At 58.3% G+C, this 24,057-nt stretch carries 27 protein-coding genes, 1 tRNA gene and 1 pseudogene; 10 read left to right on the plus strand and 19 right to left on the minus strand.

The window, feature by feature from the left end:
* Positions 1 to 16: 16 nt before the first annotated feature.
* From IPJ12_16255 to IPJ12_16285, 7 genes and pseudogenes are all read right to left on the minus strand, one after another.
* The gene (locus IPJ12_16255; protein MBK7648653.1) at positions 17 to 1,267 is read right to left on the minus strand and encodes an EAL domain-containing protein; all 1,251 of its coding nucleotides are present in this window, start codon (positions 1,265 to 1,267) and stop codon (positions 17 to 19) included.
* A 9-nt stretch (positions 1,268 to 1,276) separates the two neighbouring features.
* Positions 1,277 to 2,653, minus strand: a complete 1,377-nt coding sequence (locus tag IPJ12_16260) for a phosphomannomutase/phosphoglucomutase (protein MBK7648654.1) — start codon at positions 2,651 to 2,653, stop codon at positions 1,277 to 1,279.
* A gap of 101 nt (positions 2,654 to 2,754) precedes the next feature.
* Positions 2,755 to 3,768, minus strand: coding sequence for an alpha/beta fold hydrolase (locus IPJ12_16265; GenBank protein MBK7648655.1), 1,014 nt, complete (start codon positions 3,766 to 3,768; stop codon positions 2,755 to 2,757).
* Positions 3,719 to 4,150: a nuclear transport factor 2 family protein gene (locus IPJ12_16270; GenBank protein ID MBK7648656.1), complete on the minus strand. Its 432-nt coding sequence runs from the start codon at positions 4,148 to 4,150 to the stop codon at positions 3,719 to 3,721. The genes IPJ12_16265 and IPJ12_16270 overlap by 50 nt, the downstream gene beginning before the upstream one ends.
* Positions 4,147 to 5,160 carry a lipopolysaccharide heptosyltransferase II gene (gene waaF, locus IPJ12_16275; GenBank protein MBK7648657.1) on the minus strand — a complete coding sequence of 338 codons (1,014 nt, stop codon included), beginning with the start codon at positions 5,158 to 5,160 and terminating at the stop codon, positions 4,147 to 4,149. Before waaF ends, IPJ12_16270 begins: the two co-directional genes overlap by 4 nt.
* Positions 5,161 to 5,208: 48 nt before the next feature.
* Positions 5,209 to 5,397: a zinc-finger domain-containing protein gene (locus tag IPJ12_16280; GenBank protein MBK7648658.1), complete on the minus strand. Its 189-nt coding sequence runs from the start codon at positions 5,395 to 5,397 to the stop codon at positions 5,209 to 5,211.
* Positions 5,398 to 5,412: 15 nt separating this feature from the next.
* A pseudogene (locus IPJ12_16285) lies at positions 5,413 to 6,332 on the minus strand (branched-chain amino acid transaminase).
* A gap of 89 nt (positions 6,333 to 6,421) precedes the next feature.
* On the opposite strand from IPJ12_16285, the gene IPJ12_16290 reads away from it, so the two are divergent.
* Genes IPJ12_16290 through mnmA form a run of 3 tightly spaced genes read left to right on the plus strand, consistent with a single transcriptional unit; the run spans position 6,422 to position 8,515 of the window.
* Positions 6,422 to 6,871 carry an NUDIX hydrolase gene (locus tag IPJ12_16290; protein ID MBK7648659.1) on the plus strand — a complete coding sequence of 150 codons (450 nt, stop codon included), beginning with the start codon at positions 6,422 to 6,424 and terminating at the stop codon, positions 6,869 to 6,871.
* The gene (locus IPJ12_16295) at positions 6,871 to 7,425 is read left to right on the plus strand and encodes a hypothetical protein (GenBank protein ID MBK7648660.1); all 555 of its coding nucleotides are present in this window, start codon (positions 6,871 to 6,873) and stop codon (positions 7,423 to 7,425) included. Before IPJ12_16290 ends, IPJ12_16295 begins: the two co-directional genes overlap by 1 nt.
* Positions 7,418 to 8,515, plus strand: coding sequence for a tRNA 2-thiouridine(34) synthase MnmA (gene mnmA, locus IPJ12_16300; GenBank protein MBK7648661.1), 1,098 nt, complete (start codon positions 7,418 to 7,420; stop codon positions 8,513 to 8,515). Before IPJ12_16295 ends, mnmA begins: the two co-directional genes overlap by 8 nt.
* Before the next feature lie 5 nt (positions 8,516 to 8,520).
* Here the strand turns inward: mnmA and IPJ12_16305 are convergent, their stop codons facing one another.
* Both IPJ12_16305 and IPJ12_16310 read right to left on the minus strand, forming a co-directional pair.
* Positions 8,521 to 9,126: an HD domain-containing protein gene (locus tag IPJ12_16305; GenBank protein ID MBK7648662.1), complete on the minus strand. Its 606-nt coding sequence runs from the start codon at positions 9,124 to 9,126 to the stop codon at positions 8,521 to 8,523.
* Between the two features lie 130 nt (positions 9,127 to 9,256).
* Positions 9,257 to 9,865 (minus strand): glutathione S-transferase, encoded by a 609-nt coding sequence (locus tag IPJ12_16310; protein ID MBK7648663.1) that lies wholly within the window; start codon positions 9,863 to 9,865, stop codon positions 9,257 to 9,259.
* Positions 9,866 to 9,959: 94 nt separating this feature from the next.
* On the opposite strand from IPJ12_16310, the gene purB reads away from it, so the two are divergent.
* The 4 genes from purB to IPJ12_16330 all read left to right on the plus strand — a co-directional run bounded on the left by purB (position 9,960) and on the right by IPJ12_16330 (position 12,540).
* On the plus strand, positions 9,960 to 11,327 hold the full coding sequence (purB, locus tag IPJ12_16315) for an adenylosuccinate lyase (GenBank protein ID MBK7648664.1): 1,368 nt from the start codon (positions 9,960 to 9,962) through the stop codon (positions 11,325 to 11,327).
* Entirely contained in the window at positions 11,327 to 11,602 is a 276-nt protein-coding gene (locus IPJ12_16320) for a zinc ribbon domain-containing protein (GenBank protein ID MBK7648665.1), read from the plus strand. The genes purB and IPJ12_16320 overlap by 1 nt, the downstream gene beginning before the upstream one ends.
* Positions 11,603 to 11,920 (plus strand): DUF2322 family protein, encoded by a 318-nt coding sequence (locus IPJ12_16325; GenBank protein MBK7648666.1) that lies wholly within the window; start codon positions 11,603 to 11,605, stop codon positions 11,918 to 11,920. It abuts the gene before it with no gap.
* A gap of 140 nt (positions 11,921 to 12,060) precedes the next feature.
* Positions 12,061 to 12,540, plus strand: a complete 480-nt coding sequence (locus IPJ12_16330) for a cytochrome c (GenBank protein ID MBK7648667.1) — start codon at positions 12,061 to 12,063, stop codon at positions 12,538 to 12,540.
* A gap of 50 nt (positions 12,541 to 12,590) precedes the next feature.
* Here the strand turns inward: IPJ12_16330 and IPJ12_16335 are convergent, their stop codons facing one another.
* The 10 genes from IPJ12_16335 to cobA all read right to left on the minus strand — a co-directional run bounded on the left by IPJ12_16335 (position 12,591) and on the right by cobA (position 20,773).
* Positions 12,591 to 13,277, minus strand: coding sequence for a cytochrome b/b6 domain-containing protein (locus IPJ12_16335; protein MBK7648668.1), 687 nt, complete (start codon positions 13,275 to 13,277; stop codon positions 12,591 to 12,593).
* On the minus strand, positions 13,274 to 14,218 hold the full coding sequence (gene secF / locus IPJ12_16340; protein MBK7648669.1) for a protein translocase subunit SecF: 945 nt from the start codon (positions 14,216 to 14,218) through the stop codon (positions 13,274 to 13,276). Before secF ends, IPJ12_16335 begins: the two co-directional genes overlap by 4 nt.
* Before the next feature lie 16 nt (positions 14,219 to 14,234).
* Entirely contained in the window at positions 14,235 to 16,109 is a 1,875-nt protein-coding gene (secD, locus tag IPJ12_16345) for a protein translocase subunit SecD (GenBank protein ID MBK7648670.1), read from the minus strand.
* Between the two features lie 48 nt (positions 16,110 to 16,157).
* Positions 16,158 to 16,484, minus strand: coding sequence for a preprotein translocase subunit YajC (gene yajC / locus IPJ12_16350; GenBank protein ID MBK7648671.1), 327 nt, complete (start codon positions 16,482 to 16,484; stop codon positions 16,158 to 16,160).
* Between the two features lie 42 nt (positions 16,485 to 16,526).
* Positions 16,527 to 17,636 carry a tRNA guanosine(34) transglycosylase Tgt gene (gene tgt / locus IPJ12_16355; protein ID MBK7648672.1) on the minus strand — a complete coding sequence of 370 codons (1,110 nt, stop codon included), beginning with the start codon at positions 17,634 to 17,636 and terminating at the stop codon, positions 16,527 to 16,529.
* Entirely contained in the window at positions 17,626 to 18,672 is a 1,047-nt protein-coding gene (gene queA / locus IPJ12_16360) for a tRNA preQ1(34) S-adenosylmethionine ribosyltransferase-isomerase QueA (protein ID MBK7648673.1), read from the minus strand. Before queA ends, tgt begins: the two co-directional genes overlap by 11 nt.
* A 208-nt stretch (positions 18,673 to 18,880) precedes the next feature.
* A complete protein-coding gene (locus tag IPJ12_16365) occupies positions 18,881 to 19,255 on the minus strand; it encodes a signal protein (GenBank protein MBK7648674.1) in 375 nt (124 codons plus the stop codon).
* Between the two features lie 248 nt (positions 19,256 to 19,503).
* Positions 19,504 to 19,588 (minus strand) — tRNA-Leu (locus IPJ12_16370).
* Between the two features lie 25 nt (positions 19,589 to 19,613).
* The gene (locus IPJ12_16375) at positions 19,614 to 20,012 is read right to left on the minus strand and encodes a hypothetical protein (protein ID MBK7648675.1); all 399 of its coding nucleotides are present in this window, start codon (positions 20,010 to 20,012) and stop codon (positions 19,614 to 19,616) included.
* Positions 20,009 to 20,773 carry a uroporphyrinogen-III C-methyltransferase gene (gene cobA, locus IPJ12_16380; GenBank protein MBK7648676.1) on the minus strand — a complete coding sequence of 255 codons (765 nt, stop codon included), beginning with the start codon at positions 20,771 to 20,773 and terminating at the stop codon, positions 20,009 to 20,011. The genes IPJ12_16375 and cobA overlap by 4 nt, the downstream gene beginning before the upstream one ends.
* A 260-nt stretch (positions 20,774 to 21,033) precedes the next feature.
* Here cobA and IPJ12_16385 point away from each other — a divergent pair, with 260 nt between their 5' ends.
* The 3 genes from IPJ12_16385 (at position 21,034) to IPJ12_16395 (ending at position 24,050) form a co-directional block, all read left to right on the plus strand.
* Complete coding sequence (locus IPJ12_16385; GenBank protein MBK7648677.1) at positions 21,034 to 22,719, plus strand: c-type cytochrome; 1,686 nt, start codon at positions 21,034 to 21,036, stop codon at positions 22,717 to 22,719.
* 132 nt (positions 22,720 to 22,851) lie between these two features.
* Positions 22,852 to 23,694: a hypothetical protein gene (locus IPJ12_16390; GenBank protein MBK7648678.1), complete on the plus strand. Its 843-nt coding sequence runs from the start codon at positions 22,852 to 22,854 to the stop codon at positions 23,692 to 23,694.
* 5 nt (positions 23,695 to 23,699) lie between these two features.
* Positions 23,700 to 24,050 carry a cupredoxin domain-containing protein gene (locus IPJ12_16395; GenBank protein MBK7648679.1) on the plus strand — a complete coding sequence of 117 codons (351 nt, stop codon included), beginning with the start codon at positions 23,700 to 23,702 and terminating at the stop codon, positions 24,048 to 24,050.
* The last annotated feature ends 7 nt before the right edge of the window (positions 24,051 to 24,057 follow it).

Below are 24,057 nucleotides of genomic sequence, written 5' to 3' on the forward strand. Positions count from 1 at the left end.
TGTAACGGGAGCGCGCTTAGGCGGGTTGCTCCTGCGCAATGCTGTTGGCCCATTGCAGTGCCTGTGTCTGGGTGCGGTTGAGCGCTTTGGCACTCAAGCCCGGCAACTCGGCGAGTGCTGCGGTCAACCGGAAAATATCGCCATTTTCGCTATTTTCGGCTAGTCCGAGCAGGGCGCCGAGTGGGCCAGTCCCTTCGCACAGGGCATCGCGGACGTCGGCAGTAAGGCCCAGTGGAGCGACGATGTCGTTAATGCCAAGACCCACCAGTGCCGGCATCAGTGACATGATGCCGACCATGAAAGCTTGGTCGGCGAAGGCTCCCTCGCCTGGCCGCAACTCTGCTGCCAGCAGTTCCATCAGGCGACCGCGTGTCGCGGCCAGGAGCAGTAGCGGATTGCAACTGCCATTCTGATTGCCTGAGGCAAAGACCAGCAATTGCAGCCAGCGTTGCAGTTGGCGGCGACCAAGCACCGTGATGGCGTGGCTTAGTGAGGTGATTTTTTCGCTGCAGCCGGCACCGACTGAATTGGTCATGCGCAGCAGGTTGATGGTCAGGCCGGGCTCGGGCTTGAGCGCCGCCTCGATTTCAGCGGTGGCGGCATCGGCGAGGAGCAAGCCCATCAGCTTCATCAGCGATAGCTGCGAATGGTCTAGCTTCTTGCCGGAAATGATCGTTGGCTTGGCGAAATAGTAGCCCTGAAACAGCGTGAAGCCGAGCTTCAGGCATTGCTCCATTTGTTCGCGCGAATCGACTTTTTCAGCCAGCAACTGCTTGCCCATTGGCTTGAGTTTCATGACCAGTTGCATCAACTGAACGCGTGACAGCGGCTGGATGTCGACTTTGACGATCTCGACCAGTGACAGCAGTTCCGCAAATCCGGGTTGAAGCTGGATGACATCGTCCAGGGCCAGCGTAAAACCGGCCGCCTTCAGCGCGATGCAGCGCTCGATGACGGCAGGTGTCGGCGGGACGGTTTCGAGGATTTCGAGAACGACGGCATGTCGCGGCAGCAGTTCCAGCATGTCGCTGAACAGGAAATGTTCGTCGACATTGATGAATCCGCGATGGTTGCCCAGCGCTGCTTCGACGCCCAGTTCGGAAAAGGCGTTGGCGATGACGGTGGCTGTGGCATGGACGCCGCAGGTGACATCAGCCGCATTACGGCTGCCATTACGGAATAGGAGTTCGTAAGCGTAAAGCCGCTGATCGCGGTCAAGGATGGGCTGGCGTCCCAGAAAGAGCTGGTCAGCGGCTGTTTCGCTCACGAAATCTCCTTAAAACGGCAAATGGATACCGGGCCAAACAGACTGGAGAGCCTGGCGGAAATCAGCCTGGATGCGCTCCAGCGCGGTGGCGTTATCGGCTTCAAAACGCAGGACAACCACTGGCGTCGTATTCGACGGGCGGGCCAAGCCGAAACCGTCTGCGTATTCTACGCGGACGCCGTCGATCGTGATGATTTCGTCAGCGCCAGTGAATTTGCCTTCAGCTTTCAGCTTGTCAATCAGCGTGAAAGGTTCCCCCTCAGCCATCTTGATGTTGAGTTCCGGGGTGGATGGCGAGTTCGGGAGGGCTTTGAGTGGGGCGTTGGCATCGGCCGAACGGGAGAGAATTTCGAGCAGGCGGGCACCGGTGTACAGACCGTCGTCGAAGCCATACCAGCGTTCCTTGAAGAAGGTGTGGCCAGACATCTCGCCGGCCAGCGGGGCGCCGGTTTCCTTTAGTTTGGCCTTGACCAGCGCGTGGCCGGTGTTCCACATCAGCGGCACGCCGCCGTGTTCCCTGATCCACGGAGCGAGCAGGCGGGTACATTTGACGTCGTATATCACCGTACCACCGGGTACACGCGATAGTACGTCAGCGGCGAAGAGCATCAGCTGACGGTCCGGGAAGATGATTTCGCCGTCCTTGGTGACGACGCCAAGGCGGTCGCCGTCGCCGTCGAAGGCGATGCCAATTTCAGCGTCGGTTTCCTTGAGTGCCTTGATGACATCGGCCAGATTTTCCGGCTTGGACGGGTCCGGGTGATGGTTCGGGAAATTGCCGTCAACTTTGCAGAACAGCGGCACGACATCGCAGCCAAGACGCTTGAAGAGTTCCGGGGCGATGGCGCCGGCAACGCCGTTGCCACAGTCCATGACAATTTTCATCGGTCGGGCCAGCTTGACGTCGCCGACGATCTTTTCGACATAGGCGCCGAGCACGTCGGCCGAACTGCGCTTGCCCTGACCATGCTTCAGGTTGCCGGCTTCGATGCGTTTTTTCAGGTTCTGGATAGCGTCGAGGGCCAGCGTGTTGCCGCCGATGACCATTTTCAGACCGTTATAGTCCGGCGGATTGTGGCTGCCGGTGACTGAAACGCAGGAGTGGCAACCCAGTTCGTAGGCAGCAAAATAGGTGACGGGGGTCGGCACGCAGCCGACGTCAATGGCATCAACGCCAGCGGCACAGATGCCGTCCATTAGGGCGCCGGACAGTTCAGGACCGGACAGGCGACCGTCGCGACCAACGGCGATGGCCTTCTGACCTTGCTCAATGGCCAATGAGCCCAGTGCGTGACCGATCTGGCGGACCACATCGGCCGTCAGCGATTTATCGACGATGCCTCGAATGTCGTAGGCCTTGAAAATTTCAGCGGGAAGTTGGCTCATGGTTGTCCTGTCGTTAGCTTTGCTGCGGGAAAACACGAATGATGCATGGATATCGTTGCAATTTCCTTGCGCCAGCGCATCTTTGCCCAAATTGCATGGATTTATGACGTTTCGAAAAGAAAGAAGTGTAAGAGCCTTTGCGGTAACCAGTCCAGATTTCCCGGGAAAGAGCCTGTGACAAAACCCACATGGCCGCCGCTTTCCGGGTGTTCGAGGTGCACGCAGGCGCTCACTTCGGCAGCTGTCGGCAGATATCGGGATGGCAAAAACGGGTCATTTTTCGGGTTGACCGCAAGTGTCGGCACGGTGATTGATTTCAGCCAGGGTTTGGCCGACGCGCGTCGCCAATAGTCGTCAGCGCCAGCAAATCCGTGCAGGGGAGCGGTAACTGCATCGTCGAACTGATAGAGATTGATTGCCTTGCGCATGCGTGATTCGTCGAAAAGACCGGGAAACTGCCGCAAGCGATTGGCTGAAACCGACTTCAGCGTGGTCAGGAAATGCTGCGTGTACACGCGGTTGAAGCCGTGCGCCAGATGGTGACCACAGGCGGCAAGGTCGAGTGGCGCGCAGATGGCGGCGATGCCGGTGACCAGTTCGCTAGCCGAGTCGTTCCGTTCACCAGCCCATTTGAGCAGCGCGTTACCGCCCAGAGAGACGCCGGCTGCCTGCAGCTTCCGGTGGCTGTTGGCGGCGTGAAGGCGCCGAAGTATCCAGTCAATTTCTTCGGAATCACCCGAGTGATAGGCCCGCGGCTGGCGATTGAGTTCGCCCGAACAGCCGCGAAAATGGGGCAGCGCCAGGCGCCAGCCGGCAGATTTGCAGGCAAGCGCCGTCGAGATGGAATAGTGGCTGCGGGCGCTACCTTCGAGTCCATGAAATAGGACGAGCAGTGGCGCCTCCACCGGGCCTTCGAGGAAATCGACATCGATGAAGTCGCCATCTGGCGTGTCCCAGCGCTCGCGGCGCAGCGGCTGTGGCAGTGGTTTGATGAGTAGCGGCCACAGGGTTTGCGCCTGGCCGCCGGGCAGCCAGCCGGGTGCGCGATAAGGGCTCAACGTGGCTTCAGTGCAATGTGTGCGGCACGGCTTCGGCCATGGCCTGATGGCTGTCATCGGCCGCCGAGGCGTGCCGGCTGACCAGGCGCCAGCCTTGGGAGCCACGGACATAAACATGGGTGACGTAGAGTGGGCCGTGCGGGCTGGGATCGTCGCCGACGAAGAGCACTTCGGTCAGGTGGTGGATGGCAATCACGCTGCTGTGCCAGTGGGCGACGGGTTCGGGTTGAACGCGCAGGCGGGCATTGGAGAAAATGCTGCGCCAGCTTTCGCGGATAGGTGGCAGGCCGAGCAGGCGAACCCCGGTGGGATGGACGCAGACTGTTTCTTCATCTTCGGCCCAGACCAGCATCAGACGGTCGGCATCGCGCTCGGTAATGGCATCGTAGAAGGCGTGTTCGGCGTCTTCCGGCGAGGCAAACGTGGCTGGGCCGCTCATGGGGCGATCCTCTTCTGGCAGGCGGCAAAGACTCGTTCTGGCATCAGTTTGTTCAGGCAATCCAGATGACCGAGCGGACATTCACGCTTGAAGCAGGGACTGCAGTCGAGGTTCAGGCTGAGGATGTCGGCCTGGTCCGAGAGGGGCGGTGTGAAGCCGGGTGACGACGAGCCGTACAGTGCGACGATCGGCCGGTCGAGCGCGGCGGCCACATGCATCAGGCCGGAGTCATTGCAGACGACCAGTTCAGCCATGGCCAGCAGATCGACGGCCTGGGCCAGCGAGGTGGTGCCGCACAGGTTGCGGCAAAGCCCGGGCGCGAGTTGGGCAATTTCTTCGGCAACGGCATGGTCTTTGGGCGACCCGAACAGCCAGATGGCGTAACCCTGTTCGGCGAGACGCTTGGCCAGCGCTGCAAAGTGCGCGGCCGGCCAGCGTTTGGCCGGGCCGAATTCGGCTCCTGGACAAAACGCGACTATGCGGGCCGGACGGTCAAGTTTGAGCTCGGCCAGGGTCTTTTGCTGGTCTGCTGCGGTCGACCGGATTTTTGGCCGGAAAACGGAATTTTTGAGCGGCCGACCGGGTGCCTCTGCCAACTGGGCAAAGCGTTCGACCATCAGCGGCAAGGCCAGTTTGTCCAGTCGGTGGCGGATGTTGATCAGGCCGTAGCGAGATTCACCGGTAAATCCGACACGTCTGGGAATGCTGGCCATCCATGGCACGAGTGCCGATTTCAGCGAGTTGGGCAGGACGTAGACTGCGTCGTAGCGGCGATCCGCCAGTATCCGCGCCAGCCGCCAACGCGGCTTCAGCGAGAGTTGGCCATGGCCGAAGGGGCTGTCGATGACATCGGTGATTTCCGCCATGCGCTGGAGGACGGGGGCCACCCAGCGCGGGGCGACCGCATCAAGTTGCAAACCGGGATGGAGCGCGTGCAGCCGGACGAACAGCGGCTGCGCCATGATGGTGTCGCCTATCCAAGAAGGGGCAACGATCAGCGCTTTTTTCATGCGGCAGCGGCGGACTCAGGTAGCAAAACCAGGCCCGCGGCCCGGTACTTAGTGATGGCCCTTGGGCGCTTCGCCCTTGAAGATATACTTGGTGGAGCAGTACGGACAGGTCGCTTCACCGGTTTTCAGGACATCGAGGAATACGCGCGGATGCTGACTCCACAGCGCGACGCTGGGGGTCGGGCAATGCAGCGGCAGGTCGTGGGCGGTGATTTCAACGGATTTTTTGTCGGACATCATGTTCTCCCTGAATTAGACGGTGGCCAGCCAGTCGGCGTGGGCTGCGGAGCGGCCTAGACGACATCGAAGTATTTTTCCTGCAATGCCTTGGTGATCGGGCCGCGATGGCCGACACCAATCTGGCGGTTATCGAGTTCGCGGATCGGCGTCACTTCGGCGGCGGTGCCGGTGAAGAAGGCTTCGTCGGCGCAATAGACTTCGTCGCGCGTGATGCGTTTTTCAATGACTTCAACGCCCATTTCGCCAGCCAGCTGAATCACGGTGGCGCGGGTGATGCCTTCGAGGCAGGCCGTCAGATCCGGCGTGTACAGCTTGCCATTCCGGACGATGAAGACGTTCTCCCCGGCGCCTTCGCAGACATAACCTTCCGGATCGAGGAGCAGGGCCTCGTCATAGCCATCGGTGGTGGCCTCGTTGTTGGCGAGGATGGAATTCATGTAATTGCCGGAGGCCTTGGCACGCACCATGGTGATATTCACATGGTGACGGGTGAAGGATGATGTCTTGATGCGGATGCCGCGTTCCATGCCTTCTTCGCCCAGATAGGCGCCCCACGGCCAGGCGGCGATGATGACATGCACCTTGGCGCCTTTGGGCGAGACGCCCATCTTTTCCGAACCGAAGAATGCCAGCGGGCGCAGGTAGCCGGATTCAAGATTGTTGGCGCGAATGACTTCTTTCTGGGCTTCGTTGAGTTCCTCGGCCGTGAAAGGCATCTGCATCTGGAAGATGTGGGCGGAACGGAACAGCCGCTCGGTGTGCTCCTTGAGGCGGAAAATCGCAGTGCCACGCTCGGTTTTGTAGGCACGGACACCCTCGAATACACCCATGCCGTAGTGGAGGGAGTGGGTGAGGACGTGGGTCGTGGCTTCGCGCCAGGGCACCAGCTTGCCGTCTTGCCAAATAAAGCCGTCGCGATCCGACATGGACATGTTCGATTCTCCGTGTTGCGCCTGTAAAAGCCCATAATTCTAGCCGAAATCAGCAGGTAAAATAGCGCTTTTGCCGATTGAGCTTGAGCATGGTCTGGAAACCGCATGTCACTGTCGCCGCTGTGGTGCAGCGCGATGGAAAATTCCTGCTGGTCGAGGAAGAAACCGAGGCCGGGCTGGCTTTTAATCAGCCGGCTGGCCACCTTGAAGAAGGTGAGTCGCTGCTTGATGCCGTGGTCCGTGAGACGCTGGAAGAAACGGCCTATCGCTTCAAGCCGACGCATCTGGTGGGTATCTACAATTGGACGCATCCGACCAAGGAGGATGCGACCTATCTGCGCTTCGCCTTTGCCGGCGAGTTGCGTGGTTACGAGGCCGGCCGGCCTCTGGATGACGGCATCATCGCTGCACGCTGGCTGACGCTGGATGAAGTGAGGGCAACGCAGGGCCGCCATCGCAGTCCGTTGATTCTGCGCTGCATCGAGGACTTTCTGGCGGGCAAGCGGTCTCCGCTCGAACTGCTGGTCCATTACGACTAATGCGAAATTGGCTGCTGGCCTTGCTGGTTTTTGGCGCCGGGCAATGCGTTGCCGATGAAACGGTCCGCGTCTGCTATGGTTATGGCTGTCTGGCTCAGGCGGATATCCATTACACCGAAGGGCAGCTCGGGCTGGTGCGCCGAATGTTGTTTGCCGCGGTCGACCCGGAAAATGAGCGAAAAATGATATCCGGGGCGATCGGGCTTATGTATTCCTGGGCGGGTGAGCAGTCGGATATTCGCAATGATCGTGGCGGCAATTTTGCTGATGGCAGCGTTCCCGGCAAGATGGATTGCATCGATCATTCGACCTCAACAACGCGTCTTTTGCAGTTGCTGGAAGCGCGTCGTTACCTGCGCTGGCATCGGGTGCTGGCACGCGAGCCGCGCTATTTTGCCGGCGTTTTTTTAGCGCATTGGTCGGCGGTGATAGAAGAAAAAACAGACGGCGAAACTGGCCGCTTCGTCGTGGATAGCTGGTTCGTCGATAATGGCCAGCCAGCGGTGATCTTGCCGCTGGATGAATGGAAGAAAGGGGCTGGGCCCGATGTCTGAAAAAACTGTGGTGGTCGGCTTGTCCGGCGGCGTTGACTCCTCTGTGGCAGCTTTGTTGCTGAAACAACAGGGGTGGAAGGTGATCGGCCTGTTCATGAAGAACTGGGAAGACGACGATACCGAGGAGTACTGCTCGTCGCGCCAGGATCTGATTGACGTTATGAGCGTCGCCGACCGTATCGGCATTGACGTCGAAGTGGTGAATTTCGCTGCTGAATACCGCGAGCGTGTGTTTGCCGAGTTCCTGCGTGAGTACGAGGCTGGGCGTACCCCGAATCCGGACATCCTGTGCAATTCGGAAATCAAGTTCAAGGCCTTTCTTGACCACGCCTTGCAACTGGGCGCCGACAAGATCGCCACCGGTCACTATGCCGGCGTCCGCGAGTTCAATGGTGAGTATCAGCTGCTAAAGGCGGAGGACGGCACCAAGGACCAGAGCTATTTTCTCTATCGGCTGAATCAGGCACAATTATCGAGGACGCTGTTCCCGCTGGCTGACATCTACAAGCGCGAAGTGCGCAAGATCGCCGAAGCCGAAGGCCTGCATGTGGCCGCCAAGAAGGATTCGACCGGCATCTGTTTCATTGGCGAGCGCCCCTTCAAGGAGTTTCTGGCGCGTTACCTGCCGCCCAAAAAGGGTGAAATCCGTCGTCTGGATGATGACAAGGTGATGGGCGAGCACGACGGGCTGATGTTCCACACCATGGGCCAGCGCAAGGGGCTGCACATTGGTGGTATCAAGGAAAAAGGTCAGGCCGGCGGTGGCGATCACGATGCCTGGTTCGTGGTGGGCAAGGATATGGAAAAGAACGTGCTCTATGTCGTTCAGGGGCATGACCATCCTGCGCTGCTCAAGAGCGATCTGGTGGCTGAGCAGCTGTCCTGGGTCTCGAACCGGGCGCCGCATACGCACTGGGTTTACACCGCCAAGCCGCGTTACCGGACGGCTGACCAGCCGTGCGAAGTCGAGTCGGTTGACACAGAAGCCTGCAAGATCAATTTCGCCGAAGCGCAATGGGCATTGACGCCGGGGCAGTCGGTGGTGCTTTACGAAAGCAGGGTTTGTCTGGGCGGCGGGGTCATCCGGTAGGTTATTCAGGCATCCGGTGCGCGCATTTCCGATTGCTCGATGACCGCCTTGAAGGCGTGGAGCAGGTCAGGGTCGTGCTTGATCCCGCATTCGCTACTCAGGATATCCATGACCTCCTGGTGCAATCGCGCCCTGTGGTATGGCCGTGAGGCGACCATCGCGTCATAGCTGTCCGTTACCGAAATGATGCGGGAATACAGGGGGATTGCGCTTCCCAGAAGCTTGTCCGGATAGCCGCTTCCATCGAAATGTTCATGGTGGTGCCGAACGGACCTGGCTACCGTCGGCGTCATCTCACCTTCGATGGCAAGAATGATCCGTTCGCCTATCACTGCATGTTGCTTCATGCAGGCCCATTCGTCTTGCTCAAAAGCTGCCGGTTTGAGCAAGATCTTGTCCGGAATACCAATTTTTCCAAGGTCGTGAAACCGGGCTGCCAGGGACAACAGTTCAAGTTCATGGTCGGATAACCCGATGTGTTGCCCGAGTTCGGCAGAGAGCAACACCACACGGTCCGAGTGAAGGCTGGTGTGTTCATCGCGCTGCCCGAGGGCGACGGAAAGGGTTCGGGCAATGTCTTGCAGCGGACTGGTTGTGGCGTGGTGTCTCAATGGAAGTTCCTTCAACAGGTGGTGCCAGCCTACAGACCGCAAGATTGCGCCAAGGTTTCATTGCCGGGGTGAAACTCATGGAGCAATAAAAAGGAGGCCTTTGCCCCCTTTCAATGCCCGCATGATGTTTCTAATCGTGCGGCACGGTGTCGGCAAACGATTGCCGCAGCATCAGTTTGTCATACAGTTTGCCCAGGTTCGGGTGCGTTTCGTGCCAGTTGATGTCGGCGAATCGGAAAGTGAGATAGCCGAGGGCGGCACCGGTCGCCAGATCTGCCATGGAAATATGCGTGCCCATGCAGAAGCTCTTTTCGCCCAGCTCTTCGGCCATGAATTCGAGGCTGAGGGTGACCTTGTTGCGCTGGCGCTGGATCCAGTCCTCGCTGCGCTGATCCGCCGGGCGCTTGTTTTCCAGAAAAGCGGTTGCGGCTGCATCGCAAATGCCGTCGGCCAGTGCTTCCCAGCGCTTGACTTCGGTGCGCTCGCGATTGGGTGCGGGGAAGAGTTTGTTGTTCGGCGTAACGTTGTCGATGTATTCGACGATAACGCGAGAGTCGAACAGCGGGGTTTCATCATCGAGAACCAGCACGGGAATCTTGCCGAGCGGATTCTGGCTCGGCACCTTGCTGCCGGCAAGCCATGGAGAGTCGATGACGAAATCGTATTCGATCTTTTTTTCGGCCAGCACGACGCGTACTTTTCGTACAAACGGGCTGGTATGGGAGCCGATCAGCTTCATCGCATGCTCTCTGATTTTGGGAGTTCGATTATAGCGTATGGCGAGTGCTCCGCTGGGCAGGTAAAATTGAGGGCTTACCGAAAAGGATGATTCCATGACCTTCAATCCCTTGACTGCCCTTTCCCCGCTTGATGGCCGCTACGCCGGCAAAGTTGACGCCCTGCGCGAACATTTTTCCGAGTTCGGCCTGATCAAGGCCCGCCTCAAGGTGGAAATCGAATGGCTGAAGGCCCTGGCCGCCGAACCGCATTTTTTCGAAATCGCTGCTTTTTCCCCGTCGACCGTGGCAGAGCTCGACGCGCTGGTCGCCAACTTCAGCGTTGAGCAGGCCGCTGAAGTGAAGGCCGAAGAAGCCGTCACCAACCACGACGTCAAGGCGCTGGAATACTGGATCAAGAAACATACCAAGGGCAATGCCGAGGTCACTAAGGTCAGCGAGTTCATCCACTTCGCCTGCACCTCAGAAGATATCAATAACCTGTCGCACGCCCTGATGTGCAAGGGGGCACGCGAAGCAGGCATGCTGCCGGCGCTCGACAAGGTGATTGACCGTCTGAAGGAACTCGCCCACGTCAATGCCGACGTGCCGATGATGAGCCGCACGCACGGCCAACCGGCCACGCCGACCACGCTGGGCAAGGAAATGGCCAACGTCGCCTACCGCCTGGAGCGCGCCCGCGTCCGCATCGTCAATGTCGAACTGTTGGGCAAGATCAACGGTGCAGTCGGCAACTACAACGCTCACCTGGTCGCCTATCCCGGCTACGACTGGGAAGGATTTGCCAAACGCTTCGTCGAGTCGCTTGGCCTCGTTTTCAACCCCTACACCATTCAGATCGAGCCGCACGATGCACTGGCCGAGCTGTTCGATGCCTTCGCCCGCGCCAACAGCATCCTGATAGACCTCGATCGCGACATCTGGGGCTATATCTCCCTTGGTTTCTTCAAGCAGAAGGTCAAGGCGGGCGAAATCGGTTCCTCGACCATGCCACACAAGGTCAATCCGATCGACTTCGAAAATTCCGAAGGCAACCTCGGCCTGGCCAACGCCGTGCTCAAGCATCTGGCTGAAAAGCTGCCGATTTCCCGCTGGCAGCGTGACCTGACCGACTCCACCGTGCTCCGCAACATGGGCGTTGGTCTCGGCTATACGTTGCTGGCCTACGATTCGCTGTTGAAGGGCCTGAGCAAGCTGGAAGTCAACGCCGACCTGATGAAAGCCGACCTTGATGCCAACTGGGAACTGCTCGCCGAGCCGATCCAGACCGTGATGCGCCGTTACGCTGTGCCGAACGCCTACGAAAAGCTGAAGGAGTTGACCCGCGGCACCCGTGTTTCCCGCGACGGCATGCAGGCTTTCGTCTCGACGCTGGAAATCCCAGAAGCCGCAAAGGCTGAGCTGCTCAAGCTAACGCCTTGGGATTACACCGGCAAGGCTGCTGAACTCGCGAAGCGTATCTGATGCAGTGCTCTAAATGCGGGCTGGAGGTGCCGGCCGATGCGATTTACTGCTCGCACTGCACCGGTGATCGTAAAACGACAGATGCTGCCGTGATCAATGGCGGCGTTAAAGGCGGGGCTATCGGGCTGGCCATCGGGCTGGCGCTGGTGACAGTGCTGCTCGCCAATTACGAACTTGAACGAGGTATCACGGCAATTGCACTGGCGCTGCCAATTGGTACTTTTGCCACCGGCCTGATCATTGGGCTGGTCAGGGCAAAACGGGAATGGAAATAAATGTCATTTGCTGAAAATTTGAAAAAGCTGCCCGGTATCTCGCACCTTGCAGCCATCAACCTGCTTGATGCCGAGGGAAACGTGGTTGCCGCCATCGAAAACAAGGCGGGTAGCCAAGGATCCTTGGCGGTTTACAACCATCTGGCGCAGACCTACGGCTCGATCAATGTCGAAGCGGCCAAAAAAGGCATGGAAATCTTTGCCGAGCATACTGAGGATGAGCGCGCCAATCCGGGCAAGCACCCAAACATCGCGCGTCTTGTCGCCATCGAGCAAGGCGCCCCGGCCTTGAGGGTCAAGCACGTTTTTGCCGTCTGATTCCGGTTGTTGAATGAGCGCCGCGCCGGGCGAGCTCTTTGTCATATCGCGCGGTTATAATTTCATGGAATAAATGTTGGCCGGCAACCGTTTATCCGGCTGCAAGGCATTTTTACCCCTTCCTAGCACGGAGATAACCAATGAAATCCAAACTCTTGCTCGCCCTGCTGGCAGTTGCCATCGCGGGTACCGCTTCTGCTCAGCTCAAAGTTCATGACGCGATCAAAATTCGCCAGTCCGGCTATACCTTCATGGCCTGGAACATGGGCGAATTGAAAGGCATGCTGATCGACAATCCTGCGTCTTTCAACAAGGATCAGGCGATTGCGGCTGCCAATCTGATAGCTGCCACTGCCAATTCAGGCATGGGGGCGCTTTATGTGCCGGGTAGCGACAAGGGCAAGGGCTGGGAGCAAACCCGCGCCAAGCCAGCGCTATTTACTGATAAAGAAGGTGTCGGCAAGGTGGCCGTGGCTTTCAACAAGGAAGCCAATGAACTGGCCAAAGTTGCCGCTACCGGCGATGCGGCTGCGCTGAAGGTTCAATTCGGCAAGGTGGGCGAAAGCTGCAAGGCCTGTCACGAGAAATACCGTGAAGAAGAGCATGACCACGAGCATTGATTGGTAATGCCTGCAAAGAAAAATGGCCGCCTTGGGGCGGCCATTTTTTATCACCAGGCGGGGGTTGAAGCCGCTGGTGGCGCCGGAGGTTTTTCTACCCAGGCGCCGGAGGCTGTGTAACTGGCGGCAAGGCCAATGACCAAGGCGATGACCAAGGCGATCGGACCACCACCACGGGCACTTTCGCCCTTGCTGACTTCCTTGTGGCCGGTGACCATCGGCTTGAGGAGATTGTCTTTCTTGACGTGTGTGTAATACACGATGGCAGCCACATGCAAGCCGATCAGAACCGCCAGCACATCAAATATCTTGTGGTGCAGGCTCGTCGCGAGGTTGCCGAGATTGTCGCTAACCATGGCATAAAAGGGGCCAGCAATTCCGGTGTCGTCGTTCTGGGTAAACAATCCGGTGCTGAATTGCAGGGCGACCAGCGCCAGCAGGCCGAGTACCGACAATGCACCCAGCGGATTGTGGCCTAGCCCTCGCCACTGTCCCGTAAGGTAAGCCTTGATGGCCGCCGGTCCGCGCACGAAAGTGGCGAAGCGGGCGTAGGTGGACCCGGCAAAACCCCAGGTCAGGCGGAAGGCGATCAGGCCAACGATGAGAATCCCCAGCCGCTCATGCCAGACCAGCCAGTTGCCACCATTCTCGCCCGTGAAATAGGCACCGGCAACGGCGGCAACCAGCAGCCAGTGGAAAATACGGGTCGGGAGATCCCAGACCAGCACTTTTTTCATACGACGGCGCCTTCCTCGTTGGCGCCTTCGATGGTCTTGGCCTTGGTGATGAACTGCTCGCGCGAAACACCCAGCCACATGACCAGCGGGCTGGCGACGAGGACGGAGGAGTAGATGCCGAAGCAGATGCCGATGGTCAGCGCCAGGGCGAAGTAATGCAGGGTCTCGCCGCCGAAGATCAGCATGGAGAGGACCATCAACTGCGTACTACCGTGGGTGATGATGGTGCGGCTGATCGTGCTGGTAATGGCGTGGTCGAGCACTTGCGGCGTGGTCAGGCCACGGACCTTCTTGAAGGTTTCGCGGACCCGGTCGAAGACGACGACCGATTCATTGACCGAGTAGCCGAGCACGGCAAGCACGGCAGCCAGCACCGACAGAGAGAATTCCCACTGGAAGAAGGCGAAGAAGCCGAGAATGATCACCACGTCGTGCAGGTTGGCGATGATGGCCGACACCGAGAAGCGCCATTCGAAGCGGAAAGCCAGGTAGATGACGATGCCGATGACGACCAGCAACAGGGCCATGGCACCGTTTTCGGCGAGTTCCCGGCCGACCTGCGGGCCGACAAATTCGACGCGGCGTAATTCGGCGCCGGGCGCTTCAGCGGCCAGTGAGGTCATGACCGATTCACCAATCTGGTTGGTGTTCTGGTCGCTCTTCAGCGGCAGGCGGATCAGTACATCCTCTGATGTGCCGAAGTTCTGCACCGAATAATCAGAGAACCCGGCCTTGCCCAGTGCCCCGCGAATCTTTTCAAGATCGGCGGTCTGCGCATAATGGGTTTCGATCAGCGTGCCGCCGGTGAACTCAACCGACAGGTGCAGCCCCTTGGTGAAAAGAAAAACGACGGCCAGCAGGAAGGTGATGAGCGAGATGACATTGAACTTCAGCGCATGGCGCATGAAGGGAATGTCTTTGTGAATGCGGAAAAATTCCATTTTTCGTTTTTTCCTGTTATTTGCCGTTGACCGCAGCAGTCGCGGGTTTCCAGAGTTGGCCGATGGCCACCTTGGTCAGCTTCTTCTGGCGACCGTAGATCAGGTTCACTAGGCCGCGCGACACGACGACCGATGAGAAGATAGAGGTCAGAATGCCCAAGCAATGAACCACGGCAAAGCCGCGGATCGGGCCGGAACCAAAGATGAGCAGTGCGAGGCCGGCGATCAGGGTCGTGATGTTCGAATCGAGAATAGTCCCGAAAGCACGTTCATAACCTTCGGAAATCGCCCCTTGCGGCGGCATGCCATTACGCAACTCTTCGCGAATACGTTCGTTGATCAGCACGTTGGCGTCGATCGCCATGCCCAGGGTCAGCGCGATAGCGGCGATGCCGGGCAGGGTCAGCGTAGCCTGCAGCAACGACAGGATGGCGACCAGGAACAACAGGTTGGAAGCGAGCGCGATAACCGAAACGACACCGAACATCTGGTAGTAGAGGATCATGAACACGGCGATCGCGGCAAAACCCCACATCGTCGAGTGGAAGCCCTTCTTGATGTTTTCAGCGCCGAGCGACGGGCCGATGGTCCGTTCCTCGATGATGTCCATCGGTGCGGCGAGCGAACCGGCGCGCAGCAGCAGGGCGGTATCGTTGGCTTCGGTGGTGCTCATGCGGCCGGAAATCTGCACGCGGCCACCGCCGATTTCAGCGCGGATAACCGGTGCGGTGACGACTTCGCCTTTGCCCTTTTCGATGAGCAAGATGGCCATGCGCTTGTTGACGTTTTCGCGCGTGACGTCCTTGAAGATGCGGGCGCCTGCCGAGTCGAGCGTCAAATGGACAGCCGCTTCATTGGTCTGGTGATCGAAGCCGGGCTGGGCGTCGGTCAGACGGTCGCCGGTCAGTACGACTTGCTTCTTGACCAGCAGCGGCTGGCCGCCGCGTTCGGTGTAAACCTCTGTGCCATAGGGTGGGTTGCCGGCCAGTGCGGCTTCCAGCGCCCCTGGCGAGTCATCCACCATGCGAATTTCAAGGGTGGCGGTACGGCCCAGAATGTCCTTGGCCTTGGCGGTGTCCTGCACGCCGGGCAGCTGGACGACGATGCGATCGATGCCCTGCTGCTGGATAACCGGCTCGGCAACGCCGAGTTCGTTGATCCGGTTGTGCAGCGTGTTGATGTTCTGCTTTAGCGCGAATTCGCCGAGCTTTTTCTGGGCTTCAGGCTTCAGCGTGGCAACCAGCTTTGGCTCGCTGGTATCGCCCTGTTCGCTGAGCAGCAGGTCCGGCTGGCTGTCGCTAATGGCGAAACGAGCCTTGTCGCGGGTTTCAATATCGCGGAACTTGACGACGATACGGTCGCCTTCGCGGTTCACACCGCTGTGGCGCAGATTCTTGTCGCGCATCACGGTGCGCAGATCGGCGGCGGTCGAGTCGAGCTTCTTGGTCAGAGCACCCTTCATGTCGACTTGCAGCAGGAAGTGAACGCCGCCGCGCAGGTCGAGGCCGAGGTACATCGGCAGAGCATGCAGCGAAGTCAGCCATTGCGGCGAGGCCGTCAGCAGATTCAGTGCGATGACGTATTGCGGATCGGCGGGGTCCGGATTGAACGCCTTTTCGAGGACGTCCTTGGCCTTCAATTGGGTGTCGGTGTCCTTCAGGCGGGTCTTCACGCCGTTGGTATCGAGCTGGATACCTTCGTTCGTGATGCCGGCGGCTTTCAGGGCTTCTTCGACACGCGCCAGGGCTTTGGCGTCGACCTTGATGGTGACCTTGGCGCTGGAAACCTGCACGGCCGGTGATTCACCGAAGAAGTTGGGCAAGGTATAAACGAAGCCGAGCAACAGCGCGATGGCAACGGTGATGTACTTCCAGAGTGGGTAGCGATTCATAGCGGCTTCAAAGCGACAAAGGCGGCACAAAGCCGCCTTTTGGGATGATTACAGCGACTTCAGCGTGCCTTTGGGCAGAACCAGGCCGATTGACGGCTTTTGCACGACAACTTCGGTGCCAGTGGCGATTTCGACGGTGACGTAGGCATCGCCGACCTTGGTCACACGGCCAACGATACCGCCTTGGGTGACGACTTCATCGCCCTTGGCCAGTGCTGCGAGCAGTGCCTTGTGTTCCTTGGATTTCTTCATTTGCGGACGAATCATCAGGAACCACAGCACGACGAACATCAGGATCATCGGCAGCATCTGCATCAGGCCGCCCATCGGGTCGGCTGCAGCGCCAGCGGTCTGGGCGTGGGCAAGACTAATCATTGTGTAACTCCGGATAAACTAAAAGCAGAACTGTTAATTCTATCACTCGCAGGATGACCGTTTGCGGACAAACTCGTCCGACCACTCGTCGAAGGTGCCGGATTCAATGGCGGCGCGCATTTCGGCCATGATGACCTGATAGAAATGAAGGTTGTGGATGGTGTTCAGCATCCCGCCGAGGATTTCGCCGTGGCGGAACAAATGATGCAAGTAGGAACGGGTGAAATTGGTGCAGGTGTAGCAGGAGCAGGACGGATCGAGCGGGCCGGTATCCAGCTTGTATCGGGCATTCTTGATCTTTACGTCACCGAATCGAGTGAAAAGATGGCCGTTGCGAGCATTGCGGGTCGGCATCACGCAGTCGAACATGTCGATGCCGGCCTTGACTGAGCGCACAAGGTCTTCCGGTGTGCCGACGCCCATCAGGTAGCGCGGCTTGTGGAGTGGCATTTGGGGCGCGACATGGGCGAGAACGCGCACCATGTCTTCCTTTGGCTCACCGACCGACAGGCCGCCGATGGCCATGCCGTCGAAGCCGATGTCGTCCAGTCCGGCCAGCGATTCATCGCGCAAGTCTTCGTACATGCCACCCTGCACGATGCCGAACAGGGCATTGCTATTTTCCAGCTTGTTGTGTTCGTCGCGCGAACGCTGCGCCCAGCGCATGCTCATCCGCATCGACTTGGCCGCTTCTTCGTGCGTTGCCGGGTAGGGCGTGCATTCGTCGAAAATCATCACGATGTCGGAATTCAGCACCTTCTGAATCTGCATCGAGATTTCCGGCGTCAGGAATAGCTTGGCGCCATCGTGCGGCGAACTGAACTTGACGCCTTCCTCGGTGATCTTGCGCATGGCGCCGAGCGAGAAGACCTGGAATCCGCCGGAGTCGGTCAGGATAGGCTTCTGCCAGTTCATGAAATCGTGCAGGCCGTTGTGGGCGGCAATCACATCCAGCCCCGGACGCAGCCAGAGGTGGAAGGTGTTGCCGAGGCAAATCTGGGCGCCGATGTCGTGCAGCGATTGCGGCGTCATGGCCTTGACCGTGCCGTAGGTGCCGACCGGCATGAAGACGGGGGTCTGGACCTGGCCGTGGGCCAGCGTCAACGTGCCGCGACGGGCAGCGCCATCGGTTTTCAGGAGTTCAAATTGCATCGGTTTTTTCCAGAAGCATGGCATCGCCATAACTGAAGAAGCGGTAGCGCTCGGCCACGGCGTGGGCGTAGGCGGCGCGGATGTTGTCGTAGCCGGCAAAGGCCGAAACGAGCATGAGCAGCGTCGATTTCGGCAGATGGAAATTGGTGATCAGCCGGTCAACCACCTTGAAGCGGTAGCCGGGGGTAATGAAAATGCTGGTTTCGGCGCCGCCCACACGGACGGTTCCATCGTCGTTGCCGGCAGATTCGAGCGCCCGCAAGCTGGTTGTGCCAACCGCAATGACCCGGCCGCCAGCCGCTCGGGTGGCGGCAATGGCATCGGCCGTGACTTGTGGAATCTCGAAACGTTCGCTGTGCATGCGATGGTCGGCGATTTTCTCCACACGCATCGGGCGGTAGGTGCCGGCGCCGACATGCAGAGTCAGGAAGGCCGTGTTGACGCCCTGTGCCTGCAGCGTGGACAGCATTGCTTCATCGAAATGCAGGCCGGCCGTGGGGGCGGCGACAGCGCCGGGCTCGCGGGCATAGACCGTCTGGTAGCGGGTTTCGTCAGCGCCTTCGGCCGGATGCTCGATGTAGGGCGGCAGCGGTAGCTTGCCGTACTGTTCGGCTAGGTCCCAGAAGTCGCCCGAGTCGGCGAGTTCCAGCGCGAAAAAATCGTCATCAGCGCCGGTGCGTCCGGTCATTTTGACCGTGAAAGCATCGGCCAGTTTCATGGTGCTGCCTGGCTTCGGCGCCTTGCTGGCGCGAATCTGGCAGATTGCATGAGTGGCATCGACGATGCGTTCAAGCATGATTTCTACCCGTCCACCACTGTCCTTGACGCCAAAGAAGCGTGCCTTGATGACACGGGTGTCGTTGAATACCAGCAGATCGCCCGCTTCAAGCAGCTCAGGCAAATTTTCAAATTTTCGATGAAATTCCAGTTGACCGCAGACATGCAACAAGCGGCTGCCACGGCGTTCAGCGGCAGGGTGCTGGGCGATCAGTTCGGGCGGTAGAGGGAAGTCGAAGTCGTCGACGGTCAACGACATGGGCGGAATCCGTAGTTGATGAACAAAGTAGGCGGTAAAAATTGAGTTGCAGGCTTTATCCCTGTGGGTGAATGACTGTTCTACCGAGGGGCGCACATTCTATCACCGGGACTTTTATTCTCTCTGACGCTGCTTGGTGACCGGCCGCAGCCGGGCAATAAAAAACCCCGCCGCGGCGGGGTTCAGTGTTGCGGCGAACTGCTGTGGATCAGAAACAGCCTTTCTTGCTCACTGCATGGTTGCCGGCAGCCTTGGCATCAGCTTCGCTCATGTATGAACCAGCCTTGGTCTTGCCGTAATATTTGCCGCCTGGGCAGTGATAAACCTTCGATCCGGAATTCACCCAAACCTTGTCAGCGCCGCCACCAGGGGCTGCGGTTGCAGGCGTTTGGAAAGCTTTTTTCTTGGCCGGGGGCGTTGCGGTGGCCGGGGCCATCGGTGCAGCCGGGGGTGCAGGGGCGGCAACGACCGCGGGAGGTGCTGCCGTCATGGGTTTGGCCGGCGCAGCAGGCGCTTGGGCAAAGGCGTGAGCGGCGATCACCAGGCTGGTACCAAAAACAAACGATTGCAGTAGCGTTTTCATACATTCCCTTCAAGAGATTGAGCTTGGAATCTATTCGGTCGGCATGCTTGCCAACTGGATGAACACTAGCACTAGATAGGCAAGGCGGCGCGAAAGTACACAGGGAAATTTGCAAAAATATGTTGCTGCGTTAAGGCTGGGATTTGGTTCGTACTTTCTGTGGCGTTCATCCAGAAGCTCGGGGAAAACCGTTCTTTGTGCGGAAAAAGAAAAAGGCTTTCATCGCTGAAAGCCTTTTTCTTTATAACTGGTGCCCCGGGCCGGACTCGAACCGGCACACCTTTCGGCGGCGGATTTTGAATCCGCTGCGTCTACCGATTCCGCCACCGGGGCATTCGGAGCGCGGATTATCCACGAATCACTTCCCGGATTCAAGCGTATCGGTGCACGGGAATGCTTTTGCAAACGCGCCCGCGATTAGTTTTGCCGTACTGACGGTCGTATTGGGCGGTACGTGCTCGACGTGGATAACCACCGCACGGACTAGGCGCATAGATAGATCGGGGTCGTTCGGCAGGCAGAAGGCATTGAGTTTTACCCCGACTTTTTCGGCCAGAAAGTTACTGACTGAATAGCTGTCGGCGAACCCGGCGACATAGGAAATACAGCGCGCACTTTTGACCGATTGATAGAGGTCTGTCGTTTTTTTGCCGGCGAAAAATTCGTCCGCAGCCTGGCAGTCTTCACGCAGTTCCTGGCCGGTATAAGCGTGTGCAGAGGTAACGAAGAGAGCGGCAATCAGCCAGAGATATTTCATTTTTTTTCGAACCAGTTGAGTTTTGCCTGCAGATTAACGACGCTACCGACCACGATCAGGGCTGGCGGCTTGATGCCGAATTCGGCCATGCGACTGGGCAGGGTGCCCAGTGTGGCGAGCAGCGTTTGCTGGTCGGGCTGAGTGCCATTGCGGACTACGGCGGCGGGAGTCATCGAGGGCAGGCCATGATTGATCATCTGCCGGCAGATTTCGTTGACTGCACCAATGCCCATGTAAAAGACGACTGTCTGTTTCGGTCGGGCCAGCGCCGGCCAGTCGAGATTGACGGTGCCGTCCTTGAGGTGGCCGGTGACGAAGGTCAGCGATTGCGCATGATCGCGATGAGTCAGCGGGAAGCCGGCGTAGGCGGCACAGCCTGCTGCCGCAGTGACCCCGGGGATGACCTCGAAGGGGATGCCGGAGGCCACCAGTGTTTCGAGCTCTTCCCCGCCGCGTCCAAAGATAAACGGGTCGCCGCCCTTGAGGCGCACTACCGACAGATTTTCGCGAGCGAGATCAACCAGTAACTGGTTGATCGAGTCCTGGGGCAGGGTGTGTTTTGACGCTTCCTTGCCGGCATAGATAAGACGTGCATCGGCGCGGGCCAAATCCATGATGCGGTTGCCGACCAGATGGTCGTACACGATGGCGTCTGCTTGGGAAATCAGGCGTGCCGCCTTGACAGTCAGCAAGTCGGGATCGCCGGGGCCGGCGCCGACCAGCCAGACTTTGCCGGCTTCCAGTTTGTTAGATGGGTTCATGCGTGATCTCTGTCTTTGGGCGGCCATCCTAATGCGCTATGCAGCGCCTGCCAATAGCAGGCAATCAACGAATGACCGGAATTACTACTAAAGCACTAGTGGTGTAGCTAATTGTAATTACAACGTGCTGAATATGAACAATTTCTTATGTTTAAAAGATTGATGGGTATCAAGGATGCAAGTCGGCCCGAGGTTCAACCTTGCAATGCATCGCGTTAAGGGGATAGGACGCGAATTGTTTCGTTTCAGGAGATAGAAAGATGAAAAAAACAGTAGTGGGGATGCTTGCTCTTGGCGCCATGGCCGCAGCCATGGGATCGGCTTTCGCTCAGGAAACTGCGAAGGTGGCGCCGGAGATGACGGCTGCCGAAAAAGATGCTGCCAAGAAAATTTATTTTGAACGTTGTGCCGGTTGTCACGGTGTCTTGCGCAAGGGCGCCACCGGCAAGAATCTTGAGCCGCACTGGACCAAGAAGGACAAGGACGGCAACGTCACCGAGGGCGGCACGCTCAAGCTTGGCCAGCAGCGCCTGGAAAAAATCATCGGTTACGGTACCGATGGCGGCATGGTGAACTTTGACGACATCCTGACCAAGGATGAGCTTTCCCTGATGGCCAAATACATCCAGAACAAGCCGGATGTCCCGCCGGAATACAGCTTCAAGGAAACGCTGGATTCATGGAAGGTCATCGTGCCGGTTGACCAGCGTCCAACCAAGCAGATGAACAACTTCAACTTGAAGAACATGTTCTCCGTCACCCTGCGCGATACGGGTGAAGTGGCACTGATCGACGGCGATACCAAAGAAATTCGCAGTATCGTCAAGACCGGCTATGCAGTTCATATTTCACGCCTCTCGGCGTCTGGTCGTTATGTGTATGTGATTGGTCGCGATGGTCGTTTGTCGCTGATTGATTTGTGGATGGAAAAGCCGGGGGTGGTTGCCGAAGTCAAGATCGGCTTCGACGCCCGTTCGGTCGATACCTCCAAGTTCAAGGGCTTTGAAGACAAGTATGCCGTTGCCGGTTCCTACTGGCCCCCGCAGTATGTGATCATGGACGGCGACACGTTGAAGCCGCGCAAGGTCGTTTCCACCCGTGGCATGACCGTTGATGGCGAATACCATCCGGAACCGCGCGTTGCTTCCATCGTTGCTTCTTTCATCAAGCCGGAATGGGTCATCAACATCAAGGAAACCGGCCAGATTCTGTTGGTCGATTACTCCGACATTGAAAACCTGAAGACCACCACCATCGGTTCGGCCAAGTTCCTGCATGACGGCGGTTGGGATGCTTCCAAGCGTTACTTCCTGGTGGCAGCCAATGCGTCCAACAAGATCGCTGCGGTTGATACCAAGACAGGCAAACTGGCTGCGCTGATCGATGTCGCGAAGTTGCCTCACCCGGGTCGTGGCGCCAACTTTACCCATCCGAAATTTGGTCCGGTATGGACGACGGGTCACCTTGGTGCCGATGTCCTGACCCTGATCAGCACACCGTCGGATGACAAGAAAAATGCCAAGTTCAAGGAGTTCAACTGGAAGGTTGTGCAGGAAGTGAAGCACGTGCCGGGCAACCTGTTCGTCAAGACGCATCCGATCTCCAAGCACCTGTGGGCTGATTCGCCGCAGAACTCTGACCGGGAACTGGCGGAATCGGTTTCTGTCTGGAATCTGTCCGATCTTTCCAAACCATACAAAGTGATCAATGTCGCCAAGGATTCTGGTCTGCCCGTCACCAAGGCAACTCGCCGTGCGGTGCATCCGGAATTCAGTGCTGATGGCAAGGAGGTCTGGATCTCCTTGTGGGGTGGCAAGACCGATCAGTCAGCCATCGTTGTCTATGACGATGCAACGCTGACACTGAAGAAGGTGATCACCGATCCGAAGATGATCACGCCGACCGGCAAGTTCAATGTTTACAACACGCAGCACGATATCTATTAATCGACTGCTGATTGTTTGACATGACTTGAGGCTACGGGGGCGCAAGCCCCCGTAGCATATGAAACCGTAGAATTGCCCGCAGGTTCCGTTACTTGCGGCGTCTGCAAATCATTTTTGGTGGAGATAACCACGATGAAGAAGAATCTAGTTTCCTTGGCGGTCTTTGGTGCATTTCTCGCGCTCGGTTCCCAGGTTGCCATGGCGGCCCCGGACTGGAGCAAGGCTGCCAAAAGCACAATCCACGTTTTTCACCCGGGTGCTGCGCCGATCGAATGGGTGCAGGGCAAGGGGGAGCATAGTGGTGCCAGTGGCCTGAAGAAGGGTGAAAGCTGTTCCGGTTGCCATATTGAAGATGGCAAGCTGAGCCTCGACCTGAAGCGTTTGGCCGGCAAGGAAATGGAGCCGAAGGGCGCGCCGAAGACGCTGACCTACCCGGTCACCATGCAGGCCGCCTATGACGCGACCAATCTTTACGTTCGCCTGACTTTCAAGGCACCGGGTGGTGGTTTCGATCATTCCGACAAGGACAACGAACTCAAGGCCAGCGTCATGTTCCCGAGCGACAAGGTGCCGCTCGGCGAACAGGCCGGTTGCTGGGTAGCCTGTCACAAAGATGCGCGGACGATGCCCGGCGCTGCCGATACCAAGACCAAGTATGTGTCTGCCGGATCGATGGAGCTGATGCAGTGGAAGAGCAGCGGTGGCGGTAAGGCTGTCGACGGCATGGTGTCTGACAAGCGCAACATGGAGAGCAACAAGGCCGGCGTGACGGCCGAGGCGACCAAGGCGGGTGACATGACCACCGTGACCTTCACCCGCAAGCTGGCCGGTGGCGTCAATCTGGCCCCGGGCAAGACCGTACCGTTTGGCATTGCCATTCATGCCGACAATGCCGGTGGCCGCTTCCACCATGTGTCCTTTGGTCATACGCTCGGCCTCGGCGCTGATGGCGACGTGAAGGCTGCCAAGCAGTAATCGTTATGTCATCCGGCTTTGCCGTGCATTCCGGATGTCTGTGGCTGAAAAGAGCGCCGCTGCTGCTGGCGTTCTTCTCGCTCTCGGCGCTGGCGCAAAATGTGGCTGAAGTGAGTATCGAAGGCTACAAGTTCATACCTGCCGAAGTTGGCATCAAGGTGGGCGAAAGCGTGCGCTGGACCAATCACGAGAAGCGCACCAGCCATTCGGTCATCTTTCCGGCGGAAGGCGGTTTGGAATCAGAGCGCCTGTTTCCGGATGATAGCTGGCAGCGTCGCTTTGATCACTCCGGGCGTTATGAATATCACTGTGGGCCGCATCCGGAAATGACAGGGGCTGTCGTTGTCACCGAATAATTTCATT

It is taken from the genome of Betaproteobacteria bacterium, from assembly GCA_016709965.1.
Taxonomy (GTDB): Bacteria; Pseudomonadota; Gammaproteobacteria; order Burkholderiales; family Rhodocyclaceae; genus Azonexus; species Azonexus amarohabitans.

Excerpts from the sequence above, each read along its gene's own strand:
- IPJ12_16260 (MBK7648654.1), bottom strand. The coding sequence starts at position 2,653 with ATGAGCCAACTTCCCGCTGAAATTTTCAAGGCCTACGACATTCGAGGC.
- IPJ12_16265 (MBK7648655.1), bottom strand. The coding sequence starts at position 3,768 with ATGACAGCCATCAGGCCATGGCCGAAGCCGTGCCGCACACATTGCACT.
- IPJ12_16270 (MBK7648656.1), bottom strand. The coding sequence starts at position 4,150 with ATGAGCGGCCCAGCCACGTTTGCCTCGCCGGAAGACGCCGAACACGCC.
- waaF (MBK7648657.1), bottom strand. The coding sequence starts at position 5,160 with ATGAAAAAAGCGCTGATCGTTGCCCCTTCTTGGATAGGCGACACCATC.
- IPJ12_16280 (MBK7648658.1), bottom strand. The coding sequence starts at position 5,397 with ATGTCCGACAAAAAATCCGTTGAAATCACCGCCCACGACCTGCCGCTG.
- IPJ12_16290 (MBK7648659.1), top strand. The coding sequence starts at position 6,422 with ATGGTCTGGAAACCGCATGTCACTGTCGCCGCTGTGGTGCAGCGCGAT.
- IPJ12_16295 (MBK7648660.1), top strand. The coding sequence starts at position 6,871 with ATGCGAAATTGGCTGCTGGCCTTGCTGGTTTTTGGCGCCGGGCAATGC.
- mnmA (MBK7648661.1), top strand. The coding sequence starts at position 7,418 with ATGTCTGAAAAAACTGTGGTGGTCGGCTTGTCCGGCGGCGTTGACTCC.
- IPJ12_16310 (MBK7648663.1), bottom strand. The coding sequence starts at position 9,865 with ATGAAGCTGATCGGCTCCCATACCAGCCCGTTTGTACGAAAAGTACGC.
- purB (MBK7648664.1), top strand. The coding sequence starts at position 9,960 with ATGACCTTCAATCCCTTGACTGCCCTTTCCCCGCTTGATGGCCGCTAC.
- IPJ12_16320 (MBK7648665.1), top strand. The coding sequence starts at position 11,327 with ATGCAGTGCTCTAAATGCGGGCTGGAGGTGCCGGCCGATGCGATTTAC.
- IPJ12_16325 (MBK7648666.1), top strand. The coding sequence starts at position 11,603 with ATGTCATTTGCTGAAAATTTGAAAAAGCTGCCCGGTATCTCGCACCTT.
- IPJ12_16330 (MBK7648667.1), top strand. The coding sequence starts at position 12,061 with ATGAAATCCAAACTCTTGCTCGCCCTGCTGGCAGTTGCCATCGCGGGT.
- IPJ12_16335 (MBK7648668.1), bottom strand. The coding sequence starts at position 13,277 with ATGAAAAAAGTGCTGGTCTGGGATCTCCCGACCCGTATTTTCCACTGG.
- secF (MBK7648669.1), bottom strand. The coding sequence starts at position 14,218 with ATGGAATTTTTCCGCATTCACAAAGACATTCCCTTCATGCGCCATGCG.
- secD (MBK7648670.1), bottom strand. The coding sequence starts at position 16,109 with ATGAATCGCTACCCACTCTGGAAGTACATCACCGTTGCCATCGCGCTG.
- yajC (MBK7648671.1), bottom strand. The coding sequence starts at position 16,484 with ATGATTAGTCTTGCCCACGCCCAGACCGCTGGCGCTGCAGCCGACCCG.
- tgt (MBK7648672.1), bottom strand. The coding sequence starts at position 17,636 with ATGCAATTTGAACTCCTGAAAACCGATGGCGCTGCCCGTCGCGGCACG.
- queA (MBK7648673.1), bottom strand. The coding sequence starts at position 18,672 with ATGTCGTTGACCGTCGACGACTTCGACTTCCCTCTACCGCCCGAACTG.
- IPJ12_16365 (MBK7648674.1), bottom strand. The coding sequence starts at position 19,255 with ATGAAAACGCTACTGCAATCGTTTGTTTTTGGTACCAGCCTGGTGATC.
- IPJ12_16375 (MBK7648675.1), bottom strand. The coding sequence starts at position 20,012 with ATGAAATATCTCTGGCTGATTGCCGCTCTCTTCGTTACCTCTGCACAC.
- cobA (MBK7648676.1), bottom strand. The coding sequence starts at position 20,773 with ATGAACCCATCTAACAAACTGGAAGCCGGCAAAGTCTGGCTGGTCGGC.
- IPJ12_16385 (MBK7648677.1), top strand. The coding sequence starts at position 21,034 with ATGAAAAAAACAGTAGTGGGGATGCTTGCTCTTGGCGCCATGGCCGCA.
- IPJ12_16390 (MBK7648678.1), top strand. The coding sequence starts at position 22,852 with ATGAAGAAGAATCTAGTTTCCTTGGCGGTCTTTGGTGCATTTCTCGCG.
- IPJ12_16395 (MBK7648679.1), top strand. The coding sequence starts at position 23,700 with ATGTCATCCGGCTTTGCCGTGCATTCCGGATGTCTGTGGCTGAAAAGA.